Raw genomic sequence first — 13,528 nt, 5'->3', positions numbered from 1 at the left:
AACCGGTAATGCAACCAACGCGATATCGCCTCGGAGTGAACAGCTGAACAAAGTAAGCTGTTTCGGGCAGTTGTGCCCGTTATGATAAAGGATGCGATTCATTCGCGTCCATGAGACGGTGAACGTTACCGTGAACAAGGGTGGTACCATGAAAGCTTTTTCATCCCTTGCGCAATAATTTTTTGCGCGGGGAGAAAAGGCTTTTTATTATGATTTAATCTGGATTCCCGATGGAGCCATATATATAGCGATGATGACAAGGAGAGATGCAAATGAGTACGGAATTGAAGTTGAAAACGGCACCTGAAGCTAATGAGAACGATGCCGCTCCAATGCGGCCAGCTAATGGATCGGATGTGTTAATCCGGTCCTTGAAAGAACTACAAGTTGAAATCATTTTCGGATATCCAGGCGGTGCAGTACTTCCAATTTACGATGCACTGTATCAAAATCCAATTCAACACATTTTAGCCCGCCACGAACAAGGAGCGATTCATGCTGCTGAAGGGTATGCACGAGTTTCAGGCAATCCTGGCGTGGTAATTGCTACATCAGGTCCAGGTGCAACCAACCTTGTCACAGGTATTACAGATGCCATGATGGATTCCATTCCACTCGTTGTGTTTACTGGCCAAGTCTCAAGTAGCGTCATTGGAACAGATGCTTTCCAGGAAGCGGATATTATTGGGATTACGCAACCAATCACGAAGCATAACTACCAAGTTAGCAGGGTAGAAGATCTGCCTCGTATCATTAAAGAAGCGTTCCATATTGCATCGACTGGTAGACCGGGACCTGTAGTTGTAGATATTCCAAAAGACATCGCCACAGCTTCTGCAGAAAACGTCCCAGAAGCTCCAACTGAACTTTATTTGCCTGGTTATCAGCCTACTGTTCATCCGAATTACCTGCAAATTCAAAAAACTATTGCATTACTTAAGCAAGCGAAACAGCCTGTGATTTTAGCAGGGGCTGGTGTACTTCACGCTAAAGCGACTGAAGAACTGAAGGAATTCGCTGAAGTGAATCGGATTCCAATTGCCAATACACTCCTTGGGTTAGGAAGTATTTCAGGAGATCACGAACTCTTCCTTGGTATGGCGGGCATGCATGGTACGTACACCTCGAACATGGCAATCAGTGAATGTGATGTACTCATTAATATCGGTGCTAGGTTTGATGATCGATTGACAGGTAACCTAAACCGATTTGCACAAAATGCTACTGTCGTTCACATCGATATCGACCCAGCGGAAATCGGAAAGAATGTTCCGACTGCAATTCCGATTGTTGCTGATGCAAAAGAAGCGTTACTTGCATTGTTGAAGCATCCGGCATGCAAGCCAGACACGGAGGTTTGGTTAACAAAACTCGAGAGTCTGACAAAAAACTTCCCACTTTGGTATGAAGAAGACCCGGAACATCTGCTTCCTCAACAAGCACTTGAGCTGATCCACAAGATTACAGAGGGAGATGCGATAGTGACGACGGATGTCGGACAGCACCAAATGTGGACTGCTCAATATTATGGATTGAATCATGCAGATCGCTGGGTAACTTCTGGCGGTCTCGGGACAATGGGCTTCGGATTCCCAGCAGCTATCGGGGCACAACTCGCAAAACCGGATGCACGAGTAATTGCAGTTGTTGGTGACGGTGGTTTCCAAATGACTGCACAAGAATTATCACTGCTTCAAGAACTTCGAATTCCAGTGAAAGTCGTGATTTTGAACAACGAAGCACTCGGAATGGTGCGGCAGTGGCAGCAGACGTTTTTCGAAGAACGCTATTCACAATCATTAATCCCGATCCAACCGGATTTTGTGAAGCTCGCAGAAGCCTATGATTTGAAAGGCTACCGCATTAAAAGCTTGGCAGAAGCGGAAGCAGTATTTACGGAAGCATTGTTATCAGATGAACCCGTTTTGATCGACTGTCGAGTGAAACGTATGGAAAACGTCTATCCGATGGTAGCGCCGGGGAAAGGAATTCAAGAAATGATTGGAGTGAGTGCGCCATGAAACGAGTCATCACAGTAACAGTTATCAACCAAAGTGGCGTGCTGAATCGGGTCACTGGGTTGCTCATGAAACGCCAATTCAACATTGAAAGCATTACGGTTGGTCACACGGAACAATCTGGGATGTCGAAAATGACGTTCATCGTCCATGTGGAGGATGAACGCAAGATCGAGCAGCTCGTGAAACAGCTGCAAAAGCAAATCGACGTGATTAAGGTGAATGATATTACCGACAAGTCGATTGTGCTGCGGGAATTGGCGTTAGTGAAAGTGACGTCGCCACCACATGCAAGGGGGGAGATGAACAGCCTGGTAGAACCGTTCCGGGCGACTGTCGTCGATTCCGGAAAGAACATCGTGACGTATCAAGTGACAGGCGATCCAGAGAAAATCGACGCGTTCATCGCCTTGCTTAAGCCATACGGCATCAAGGAGCTCACACGAACAGGCACAGCAGCATTCGTGCGAGAAGTCCAAAAAACTCCGTCCCCATTGTTATCGATTTTGAAATAGCTCATAGTATCCGGACGGTGTTGATTTACGCTTCAGACGGACGCTTTCCGAGGGGCTCGATCTCAGCCGCTTCCCTCGCTGCGCTCAGTCCAGGGTCTTCGATCTTCGCTGATCCCTCCGGAGTCGCCGTCTTACGCTACAATCAACGAATCGTGTTAGCGGCATGTCAACATCTTGAAAAATGATTAAAAAAATAAAAAAACCCACAAACCCTAGGAGGAATTCATTATGACAAACATGTATTATAACCAGGACATCAACGAGAAAGTATTGGACGGTAAAAAAATTGCGGTAATTGGATACGGTTCACAAGGTCACGCACACGCACAGAACTTGAAAGACTCCGGATTCGAAGTTGTTGTAGGAATTCGTCCCGGGAAGTCATTTGATAAGGCAAAAGAAGATGGTCTTGAGGTAGCTACTGTTGCTGAAGCTGCAGAACAAGCAGATGTGATCATGGTATTGCTTCCAGATGAGCGTCAAAAGCAAGTATACGAAGAAGAAATCGCACCAGCTTTAAAAGCAGGCAAAGCACTCGCATTCGCACACGGATTCAACATCCACTTCGGTCAGATCAAACCACCTGCAGACGTTGATGTATTCCTAGTCGCTCCAAAAGGTCCAGGACATCTCGTACGACGGACTTTCGTTGCAGGTGCAGGCGTACCAGCACTATTCGGAGTGTATCAAGATGCATCAGGTACAGCCCGCGCGACGGCACTTGCGTATTCAAAAGGGATCGGTTCAGCACGAGGCGGAGTTCTTGAAACCTCATTTGAAGAAGAAACAGTAACCGATCTATTCGGGGAGCAAGCGGTCCTTTGTGGAGGATTGACTTCACTTATCAAAGCAGGATTCGAAACGCTTGTAGAAGCGGGCTACCAGCCGGAACTCGCATATTTCGAAACACTCCATGAAACGAAGCTCATCGTTGACTTGATGTACGAAGGCGGAATGGCAGGTATGCGTTATTCTGTTTCAGATACAGCAGAATGGGGCGATTTCGTTTCAGGACCGCGTGTTATCGACGCAGATACGAAAGCTCGTATGAAGTCGATCTTGGAAGATATCCAGTCTGGGAAGTTCGCAAAAGAGTGGATTCAAGAAAACGAAGATGGTCGTCCGAACTTCAACCGAATTGAAAAAGAAGAAGCAGGACATCAACTTGAAGAAGTCGGTGAAAAACTGCGCGCGATGATGCCATTTGTTGCGAAAGGATTGAAAAAAGAGGAAGAGGTGACTGCAGGTGCGACGAATTGACTTTTTCGATACAACACTGAGGGATGGCGAACAGTCAGCAGGCATTAACTTAAATACAGCGGAAAAGCTTGAAATCGCACGCCAGCTTGAACGTCTTGGTGCAGCGGTGATTGAAGCGGGCTTTCCCGCTTCATCCCCCGGCGACTTCGAAGCAGTTCAACGCATCGCAACTACCGTAAGAAACTCTACAGTGACGGGCTTAGCCCGTGCTGTAAAGAGTGATATCGATACTTCGTGGGATGCGTTAAAAGGCGCAGAACAGCCTCACTTACACGTGTTCCTCGCAACTTCACCCATTCATATGGAATATAAATTGAAAAAGACGCCGGATCAGGTCGTGGATATAGCAGTGGAAGCGGTCAAATATGCTCGCTCTAAATTCCCACTTGTGCAATGGTCCGCTGAAGATGCATTCCGTTCAGACCCAGCGTTTCTCGTCCGAATTTTGAACGAAGTCATCGCAGCTGGTGCAACAACGGTAAACATTCCAGATACGGTCGGATATGCGTCTCCGCAAGAATACGGTGCACTCTTCCGCTTCTTGAAAGAGAACGTCCGCGGGATTGATCGAGTAAAACTTTCTGCACATTGTCATGATGACTTAGGGATGGCAGTCGCAAACTCCATCGCAGCAATCGAAAATGGCGCCGATCAAGTGGAAGGTACTATTAACGGTATCGGCGAACGAGCAGGCAACGCATCGCTTGAAGAAATTGCGGTTGCACTTCATATTCGAAAGGACTTTTACAACCTGGAAACGGGAATTCGTCTTAATGAAATCAAACGAACAAGCGAACTAGTTAGCCGATTAACTGGTGTCATAATCCAGCCAAATAAAGCAGTTGTCGGAAAAAATGCATTCGCACATGAGTCTGGCATTCATCAAGATGGCATGTTGAAAAATCCAGAGACCTACGAAATTATTACACCCGAACTTATTGGTGCAACGAAAGAGCCGCTTGCCCTTGGAAAACACTCAGGTCGCGCAGCCTTCAAAGATCGGGCCATCACGATGGGCTTCACTTTAAGCGACGATCAGTTAAATGAAGTGTTTGCAGAGTTCAAGGAGTTAGCGGATAAAAAGAAAGAGATTACGGAAGATGACCTATTCGTCCTCTTTACGAGACAACAACTTGAAAAAACTGAAACGCCAATTTATGACTTGGAAAGTATCCAAGTGCAGTATGGAACAAATAATGTACCGACTGCTACTGTGACGAGCACGAATCCTGAAGGGGAAACAGTCAGCGTTGCAACGACTGGCGCAGGCTCTGTAGAAGCAATCTTCAATACATTGGAATTGCTTGTGAAAGGCGATGTGCACATTCTCGATTATCAAGTTTCTTCTATTGGTAAGGGGCGAGATGCACTCGGTCAGGCGGTGGTGAATTTGAACTTCAATGGAACGCAGTTAACAGGTAGAGGGATTGCGCAAGACGTATTGGAAGCGTCTGCTAAAGCATACTTGAATGCGATTAATCGACAATTAGTACGACAGTCATTGGAAACTCAAAAAGAGTTTGCAGTTGAAACTGTAAATTAATCTTATAAGGAGGAGACGACGATGGAAAAACGTATCGCAGTATTACCCGGTGACGGGATTGGTCCAGAAGTAATCAGTTCTGCAGTGAAGGTGCTTGAAGTAATTGCTAGAAGATTTCATCATTCGTTCGAATTTGTCCACGGTTCTATCGGCGGGGCTGCAGTAGATGCCTTTGGTACACCGCTTCCAGATGAAACAATTACACTGTGTGAAAAGAGTGATGCTGTGTTACTCGGCGCGGTAGGTGGTCCGAAGTGGGATCAAAACCCTGCTGAAACTCGTCCGGAAAAAGGCTTGCTTGCCATCCGTAAGCACTTCGGGCTCTTTGCAAACATTCGTCCCGTAAAGGCGGTACCAGCAATCCTCCATCGCTCTCCTTTGAAAGAGGATCTTGTGAAAGACGTGGATCTAGTCATCGTTCGCGAATTGACAGGTGGTCTGTATTTCGGTGAACCAAGTAGGAAAACACATGATGCTGCTGTTGATACACTTGTTTATACGCGAGTGGAAATCGAACGAATTGTCCGATCTGCCTTTGACCTCGCACGAATGCGGCGTGGAAAAGTAACTTCTGTTGATAAAGCGAATGTACTGCAGTCTAGCCGATTATGGCGGGAAGTGGTCGAGGAAGTCCGTGCTGGCTATCCCGACATTGAAGTCGAACACCAATTAGTCGATTCTGCTGCAATGAAACTGATTACAAACCCAGCAGCATTCGATGTCATTGTGACAGAGAACATGTTTGGCGATATTTTGAGTGATGAAGCATCAGTCATTACAGGATCTCTTGGGCTATTGCCTTCAGCAAGTGTCCGGACGGACGGTTTTGGTTTATACGAACCGGTCCATGGGTCTGCGCCAGACGTAGCAGGAAAAGGACTTGCGAATCCGGCTGCTACAATTTTGTCCGCTGCAATGATGTTGCGTCAATCATTCGGAATGGAAGAAGAAGCTGCAGCGATTGAGCAAGCCGTTCAGACGATTTATGAAGAAGGTCATTGCACTGCAGATCTTGCAGGACCAGGTGTCCGTCCAATGTCGACAGAACAATGGGCAGCACGCGTTGCTGAGGAAGTGGATATCCAGTCTGTTTCAAACAGTATCATGTGTTCGTACGTATAACTAAACAACCGCGGCGTTTGCATGCTGCCACTCATGGAAAGGGGAATTGGAAATGGTAAAAACAATTATTGAAAAGGTTTGGGATCGACATGTCGTGACAGAAGAAGAAGGGAAACCTGATTTGCTCTATATCGACCTCCATCTCCTCCATGAAGTGACATCCCCGCAAGCGTTTGAAGGATTACGACTTGCAGGACGGCAAGTGCGGCGTCCGGAACGATGTTATGCGACTATGGATCATAACGTGCCGACACGTAATGTTGAAACTGTCAGCGATCCCATCGCTCAAAAACAGATGACGACACTTGAGAAAAACTGTGAGGAATTTGGAATCGAGCTCGCGCATATGACGCATCCAGACCAAGGGATTGTCCACATTATCGGACCTGAACTGGGGCTTACACAGCCTGGCCGTACCATTGTTTGTGGAGACAGCCATACATCTACGCATGGTGCGTTTGGTGCGATTGCTTTTGGAATAGGTACGAGTGAAGTCGAACACGTACTTTCTACACAAACCCTTTGGCAAAATCGACCAAAAACGATGGAAGTGAAGATTTCCGGAGAATTAGGTACGGGAGTCACTGCGAAAGACGTGATTCTAGCGGTCATTGCAAAATTCGGCATCGATGTAGGAACAGGACATATTATCGAATTTACGGGTGAAGCCATCCGTAACCTTTCGATGGAAGAACGAATGACGATTTGTAATATGTCAATCGAAGCAGGGGCAAAAGCAGGATTGATCAGCCCGGATGAAACAACTGTTGAGTATTTAAGAGGCCGTCGCCACGTTCCTGAAGGAGAAGCATTTGAAGCAGCTGCGGCGGAATGGCTCGCACTTGCGACTGATGAAGGTGCGGTCTATGACACAACGCTGACTCTCGATTCAACTGAAATTGAACCTTATGTAACATGGGGAACGAACCCAGCGATGGGAACAGGAATTAGTGGCCGCGTTCCGTATGCTTCTGATTATGCATCACCATCTGACAAAGAAGCGTTGAAAAAAGCGATCGCTTATATGGGACTGGAAGAAGGTATGTTGTTATCCGATATTTCTATCCAGCATGTCTTTATCGGATCATGTACGAACGCTCGTCTAAGTGACTTGCGTGCAGCAGCAGCAATTGTGGAAGGTCAACAAGTTCATCCGACCGTCACTGCGATTGTCGTGCCTGGATCACGTTCTGTAAAACGACTTGCAGAACAAGAAGGGCTGGACGAAGTATTTAAAGCGGCCGGATTTGAATGGCGTGAATCCGGATGCAGTATGTGTCTTGCGATGAATGATGACGTTGTTCCTTCTGGAGAACGTTGTGCATCTACCTCAAACCGGAACTTTGAAGGACGCCAAGGTGCTGGAGCGCGGACGCATCTAGTCAGTCCGGCGATGGCGGCAGCGGCTGCCATTGCAGGACGATTTACGGATATTCGAAAAGTACCTGCGCTGCAGGGCTGAAGGGAGGAGTATACCTATGGAACCGATTAATAGTGTCACAAGTGTCATGACCCCGTTAGACCGAAAAAATGTCGATACGGACCAAATCATTTCAAAAGAGTTTTTAAAGCGAATTGAACGTACAGGATTCGGAAAGTATCTGTTTTATCATTGGCGGTTTGACAGTGAAGGCAATGCGAATACCGAATTTGTTCTAAATGATCCTAGGTTTGAAGCATCACAGATTTTAGTAGCGGATGAAAACTTCGGTTGCGGCTCTTCCCGGGAACACGCACCGTGGGCCATTCTGGATTACGGATTCCGAGTCGTGATCGCGCCAGGATTTGCGGATATCTTCTATAGTAACTGTTTCAAAAATGGCATCTTACCGATTCGACTCACTCAAAGCGAAATCGATTCCTTACTTGCAGATGGCCAAAAGAACCCGATTGAGCTCACTGTGAACTTGGAGAAACAAACTGTTACACGGCATGACACAGGAGCTATCCTCCCCTTCAACATCGACCCGTATTCTCGCCAGATGTTGTTGAATGGTTGGGATGAAATTTCGCTCACATTCCAATATGAAGACCAAATTACTGCGTATGAAGAACGTATGGCCCGTTGAGATAACGGGCTTTTTTTCGTAATAAAGGATATTTCTAGAACCATGTCGAAATTTTGTATGCACAACAATCTGATTATTGGGGGAATTTGATTGAGAAATGAAGACTTGCTACTCATACCTGGACCGACGCCGGTCGTCGATTCCATTTACGATGCATTGGGGGAGGAAACTCGTGCTCATACAGATCCACGATTTGTAAGCCGATTTAAATTAGCCATTGAACGTACAAAGCGAATTTTGAATACGGATGGGGAAGTATTTATCGTCGCTGGATCTGGAACACTTGCAATGGAAATGGCGCTCGTCAATACGATTGCACCTGGGGAGCGACTTTTGATCATCAGCCATGGTTATTTCGGGGATCGCTTCATTAAACTGGGGCAAGCATTCGAGATTCAAATTGATCTGCTGCAGGCAGAGTGGGGCAAACAAGTCGATTTGAAACACGTCAAAGAGTATTTAGAGAGAAACCAATACAAAGCGGTCACTGTGACGCATGCTGATACGTCAACGGGGGTTCAAGCAAGCTTAGGTGAATTAATTCCGCTCATTAAACAGCACGGTGCTTTAGCTATTGTTGACGGAGTATGTGCAACAACAGCGATGCCGGAAGATATGCAACACAATTATGCAGGTCCGGATACAGCAATCGACATTGTCTTAACTGGTTCGCAAAAAGCGATTGGAGTCCCTCCGGGCGTGGGCATAGTAGCTTTCAGTCAAGCGGCGTTGAAAGCACGTAACGAAATGGAATCAGTATCTGCCTACTATTGTGATATCCATAACTGGATCCCGGTCATGCATGATCCATCCAAATACTTTGCAACACCGCCTGTCAACATGATCTACGCACTCGAAGAAGGATTGCGGATTGTTGAAGAAGAGGGTCTCAAAGAACGTTATGTCCGTCATAAAGCCTATGGGAGTGCCGTTCGATCAGCATTACGGGTATATGGTATGGTACCGCTAGCTGAAGAGAAAGACGCTGCACCGACATTGAGTTGTATCTACTATCCAGAAGGTGTAGACGATGCCGCATTCCGTGCAGAGTTAGCTAAAGAAGGTGTGATTTTATCAGGCGCACTTGCACATCTAGCTGGAAAAGCTTTTAGAATCGGTCACATGGGGAATACAACTCCAGAAATGTTGGAGACTTCTATCAGAAAAATCGGTGAAGCTTTGCAAAATTGCGGGCATGAAGTGGTGGTTGAAGAGGCAGTATCTGTGTTGCAGGAAACGTTGGGTACGTTTTCTGTGCAATGAGAAGAATTCCTAGTCTAATGTAGAAGTTTTAAATATAAAAATCAAAATGAAAAAAGCATTGGATTCCACAAGTGGATTCCAATGCTTTTTTCGTTATCTGGCTCATCTAGTGCTTTAAGATTTATAACTATCCTAATGGAGTGGGTTATTTTCTAGTTCACTAGGCATCTCCCATTTCCAACCGGACAACAAACCATATACTAGAGAACACAGTTGGAAATTGCCCATAGAAAGCCCTGGAAATGAATTGAATGAGGTGGGGAGATGAATGAAGAAAAGCTTAGATTTGAAGAAGCCGATGGGAAGTCTTTTCCTGGACAAACTTATTCTGAAGTCCTACTAAAACCGCTGTTCGAACTTCAAAAAGATCATTTATTTCACGCAATGCTTGCGGTGCATAGTGCGCATACGATTATGCTTGCAGAACAGAACATTATAAAAGAGGTAGAGGCTGAAAAAGTGTTAGAGGCAATCGAAGAAATTCGTAATATGGATAAAGCCGATTTCATTTATACTGCAGCATATGAAGATTTGTTTTTCCTAGTAGAATCTAAAATCGGTGACATGATTGGAAACGACTTAGCAGGGAAGATGCATATTGCTAAAAGTCGTAATGATATGGGAGAAGCAATGTATCGCATTGTGTTACGGGAACATTTACAAGATACGATTGGTTTGGCAAAAACATTGGCAGCCACACTATTGAGTCAGGCTGAATATCATGTTGAAACCATTATGCCAGCCCACACGCATACACAGCCCGCACAACCTACTACATTAGGCCATTATCTAGTAGCCATCTATGATGGACTCTACCGGGATATTGAGCGTCTGGAACGAGCAAGGACAGTTGTCAATCAGTCCCCAATGGGAGCAGCGGCAATTACGACAACAGGATTCCCGATTAGTCGCGAACGAATGGTCAGTCTACTGGATTTTGAGGGATTGATCGAAAACTCGTACGATGCAATCGGTGCGGGTGACTATTTGTTGGAGGCTGTACAAAGTTTAATCAGTTTGATGACCAACATCGGCCGGTGGGTGCAAGAGCTCTTAAGAATGGCGTCGAAAGAAGTGGGGCTATTGCGTGTTTCGGATGCCTATGTGCAAATCAGCAGCATCATGCCGCAGAAACGCAATCCTGTGTCGCTTGAACACTCTCGATCTCTTGCCTCCAGTGCACTAGCAGAAGGTCTTGCCGTACTCCATATGATTCACAACACTCCTTATGGAGATATCAATGATACGGAAGACGATTTACAACCTCATCTATACAAGGGGTTCAAGAAAGCTGATCGAGTTTTGAAGCTATTGAATGCTGTCATGATTACGATGGAGTTCGATAAGGAACGAGCGCATCAGCAAGCGAGGGAGAATATGATTACGATAACTGAACTTGCAGATGTGTTAGCTAGAGACTATGATATCTCGTTTCGTCAAGCCCACGGTAAAGCTGTTATAGTTGCTAAAAGAGCTATCACTCTTCAGAAAGAGTTATATGAAATTCCTGTGGAGCTTGTAAATGAGTGGTTAGAGGACGTGTCCCTATCTGAAGCAGACTGGCAGGCAATTATAGATCCTGTAGTTTTCGTAGAACGTCGAAGTATCACGGGAGGACCGAATCCGGATACTGTACGTGAAATGATTGCAAAGCGGAAGAGTTAATAGGTTGTATGAACAAGATAGATTTTATAACTATTACCAGGTAGTATCCATATTTAAAGAAACGGCAGGTTCATCGTCGACAGATGAGTAGGAAACCGCGCGAGTGCTATGCTTGCGTGGTTTTTTTATGCAATTATATGAAGGAATTAGGCATTACGGGTATAACGAATTTTGAAAAGTGGTCGAAAAGTAGTGATTTATTCTTAATAAACAGATATAATCGAACTAGTAATAACTATTCAGATGATTGGTAAAGTTCGTTGTTTCTGAAAAAAGAGATAAAAACGGGGTGGAATGGGTGAAACGAACAATTGCAGGAAAGTTACGAAATGGGTTTGGACTATTATTAGTCCTGCTAGTTGTTATTGGGGTGGCTAGTATACTATTACTCGTGAAATTGAATAATGATTATAAGCATATGCTCGACGATGAAGTGCATAAAGTAGATATTGTAGATGAATTCGTGTTGAAGCAAGAACAAATGCAAAGTAAAATCAGAGGATATATGCTCTATCAGGATGACACATTGCTCGAGGAACGACAGGAAAACTATGAGCGCTCAGAACAACTTATTCAGGAACTAGGTAAAATGATAGACAGTGCGACGATGAAAAAAGAATATGAAGCACTTGTCGATTCGAACGAAAAGTCGATGACGCTCCAAAATAATATCGTCGGTAACTTGGAAGAAGGTAAAGATGATATTGCGAAATGGATGTCTGAAGCCTCTAAAGATGTAGGGAACGTAGTAATGACTCGTGCTGAATTGATTAAAGATAACCAATACAAGGCTCTGGAAAAGAAACGAAAAGAAGTCAATCAGATGATGACACAGCTAACAATCATTATCGCCGCAATTATAATTATTGCAGTAGTGATAGGCACCCTAATTTCCCAACGCATTAGCCGCTCTATTACAAAACCTGTTGGCATCGTAACGGAAGGATTACATCAAATTGCAGATGGTAATTTCTCCATCGATCCACTCGTCGTGCGCAGTAAAGATGAAATCGGAGAAATGGCAGCGGCGTTCAATCAAATGGGGGCAGATGTAGCGAACATGATCCGCAAAATTAATGCCTCTGCGGAACAGTTGGCAATGCAATCGGAAGAGTTATCCGCAAGTTCTGAGGAAAGTTTGGCATCGTCTGAGTTAATCGCCAGTACTGCAGAGAAACAACTCGAAGGCAGTGAGCGTCAGCAACGGATAACGGACCAATCCACACAATCGATGAATGAGCTATCTGTAGGGGTTGGAGAAATCTCAGAAAGCAATGAGGACATGTTGCGTTCAGCAGAAGCAGTTACACAACTTGTTGGTAAAGGCTCAGCATCCATGGACGAGGTCGTCGAAGAAATGAAAACCATTCGAGAAACGATTGGAGAAACTGCAACGATTATGAAAGAGATGGCAGATCACTCTTCTGAAATTGAAAAAGTGACGGCTATTATTACAGGGATTGCTGAACAAACAAATTTGTTGGCACTTAACGCAGCGATCGAAGCAGCTCGTGCAGGAGACGCAGGTAAAGGATTCGCGGTTGTTGCAGATGAAGTAAGAAAACTCGCAGAGCAATCCAAAAAATCTGCGTCAGAGATTGGAACTATGGTCAGTGACATCCAAGTATATTCAAAGAAAGCAACGAAATCGATTGAAACAGGTAGCGAAAAAGTTGAAAATGGCATGAAAGCTACAGCCGAGTCCAACTCGGTATTCAAAGACATCCAACAAGCAGTTGGAGATGTATCCGCTAAGGTTGAAACGGTTTCTGCAGCAATTGAAGAGATCCAAGCTATGGCAGATGAAGTGACAGACGGAGCACGTGAAGTTCAACGGTTAAGCGGACAAGCGTCTGCTTCAGCGACGGAAACAAGCTCAGCGACGGAAGAACAGCTCGCAGTAAGCCAAGAGATTAGTGCGAGCGCACTAAGCCTTACACGCCTCGCAGACGAGCTCCAGCAAGAGGTTAGTAGATTTCAAGTGTAAGAAGTGAACATAAAAAGCGCACTCCCCGCATATGATGAGGGGAATGCGCTTTTACTATGCCATTAAAAGCTGAACAAAGTAAAGAA

10 protein-coding genes and 1 other annotated feature (1 of these 11 only partly in view) are annotated in these 13,528 nt (G+C 45.3%); all 10 genes read left to right on the top strand.

The features are described from left to right. Positions 1-171: a binding site (T-box leader), on the top strand; it begins 64 nt to the left of the window's first position. 161 nt (positions 172-332) lie between these two features. The 10 genes from ilvB (at position 333) to RL70_RS04315 (ending at position 13,442) form a co-directional block, all read left to right on the top strand. Next, complete coding sequence (gene ilvB, locus RL70_RS04360) at positions 333-2,021, top strand: acetolactate synthase large subunit (protein WP_052245778.1); 1,689 nt, start codon at positions 333-335, stop codon at positions 2,019-2,021. Beyond that, positions 2,018-2,533: an acetolactate synthase small subunit gene (ilvN, locus tag RL70_RS04355; RefSeq protein ID WP_039042177.1), complete on the top strand. Its 516-nt coding sequence runs from the start codon at positions 2,018-2,020 to the stop codon at positions 2,531-2,533. The genes ilvB and ilvN overlap by 4 nt, the downstream gene beginning before the upstream one ends. A 228-nt stretch (positions 2,534-2,761) precedes the next feature. Further along, on the top strand, positions 2,762-3,793 hold the full coding sequence (ilvC, locus tag RL70_RS04350; RefSeq protein ID WP_039042176.1) for a ketol-acid reductoisomerase: 1,032 nt from the start codon (positions 2,762-2,764) through the stop codon (positions 3,791-3,793). Beyond that, a complete protein-coding gene (locus RL70_RS04345) occupies positions 3,780-5,336 on the top strand; it encodes a 2-isopropylmalate synthase (RefSeq protein ID WP_039042175.1) in 1,557 nt (518 codons plus the stop codon). The genes ilvC and RL70_RS04345 overlap by 14 nt, the downstream gene beginning before the upstream one ends. 21 nt (positions 5,337-5,357) lie before the next feature. Continuing rightward, positions 5,358-6,458: a 3-isopropylmalate dehydrogenase gene (gene leuB / locus RL70_RS04340; RefSeq protein WP_039042174.1), complete on the top strand. Its 1,101-nt coding sequence runs from the start codon at positions 5,358-5,360 to the stop codon at positions 6,456-6,458. A 52-nt stretch (positions 6,459-6,510) separates the two neighbouring features. Further along, entirely contained in the window at positions 6,511-7,920 is a 1,410-nt protein-coding gene (gene leuC, locus RL70_RS04335) for a 3-isopropylmalate dehydratase large subunit (RefSeq protein ID WP_039042173.1), read from the top strand. Positions 7,921-7,936: 16 nt separating this feature from the next. Further along, complete coding sequence (gene leuD / locus RL70_RS04330; protein ID WP_039042172.1) at positions 7,937-8,527, top strand: 3-isopropylmalate dehydratase small subunit; 591 nt, start codon at positions 7,937-7,939, stop codon at positions 8,525-8,527. 90 nt (positions 8,528-8,617) lie between these two features. Further along, entirely contained in the window at positions 8,618-9,790 is a 1,173-nt protein-coding gene (locus RL70_RS04325; protein ID WP_039042171.1) for an alanine--glyoxylate aminotransferase family protein, read from the top strand. Positions 9,791-10,054: 264 nt separating this feature from the next. Next, positions 10,055-11,455 carry an argininosuccinate lyase gene (gene argH / locus RL70_RS04320; protein ID WP_039042170.1) on the top strand — a complete coding sequence of 467 codons (1,401 nt, stop codon included), beginning with the start codon at positions 10,055-10,057 and terminating at the stop codon, positions 11,453-11,455. A gap of 298 nt (positions 11,456-11,753) precedes the next feature. Continuing rightward, entirely contained in the window at positions 11,754-13,442 is a 1,689-nt protein-coding gene (locus tag RL70_RS04315; RefSeq protein ID WP_197054073.1) for a methyl-accepting chemotaxis protein, read from the top strand. Positions 13,443-13,528: the final 86 nt, after the last annotated feature.

It is taken from the genome of Sporosarcina sp. ZBG7A (assembly GCF_000813425.1).
In the GTDB taxonomy this organism is placed as follows: Bacteria; Bacillota; Bacilli; order Bacillales_A; family Planococcaceae; genus Sporosarcina.
The sequence above is the reverse complement of the archived record's forward strand: the minus strand, read 5'-3'. Positions and strand labels throughout refer to the sequence as shown.

What these genes read in the sequence shown, in the direction of transcription:
- ilvB (WP_052245778.1), top strand. Translation starts at nt 333, where the DNA reads ATGCGGCCAGCTAATGGATCGGATGTGTTAATCCGGTCCTTGAAAGAA.
- leuB (WP_039042174.1), top strand. Translation starts at nt 5,358, where the DNA reads ATGGAAAAACGTATCGCAGTATTACCCGGTGACGGGATTGGTCCAGAA.
- leuC (WP_039042173.1), top strand. Translation starts at nt 6,511, where the DNA reads ATGGTAAAAACAATTATTGAAAAGGTTTGGGATCGACATGTCGTGACA.
- ilvN (WP_039042177.1), top strand. Translation starts at nt 2,018, where the DNA reads ATGAAACGAGTCATCACAGTAACAGTTATCAACCAAAGTGGCGTGCTG.
- ilvC (WP_039042176.1), top strand. Translation starts at nt 2,762, where the DNA reads ATGACAAACATGTATTATAACCAGGACATCAACGAGAAAGTATTGGAC.
- argH (WP_039042170.1), top strand. Translation starts at nt 10,055, where the DNA reads ATGAATGAAGAAAAGCTTAGATTTGAAGAAGCCGATGGGAAGTCTTTT.
- leuD (WP_039042172.1), top strand. Translation starts at nt 7,937, where the DNA reads ATGGAACCGATTAATAGTGTCACAAGTGTCATGACCCCGTTAGACCGA.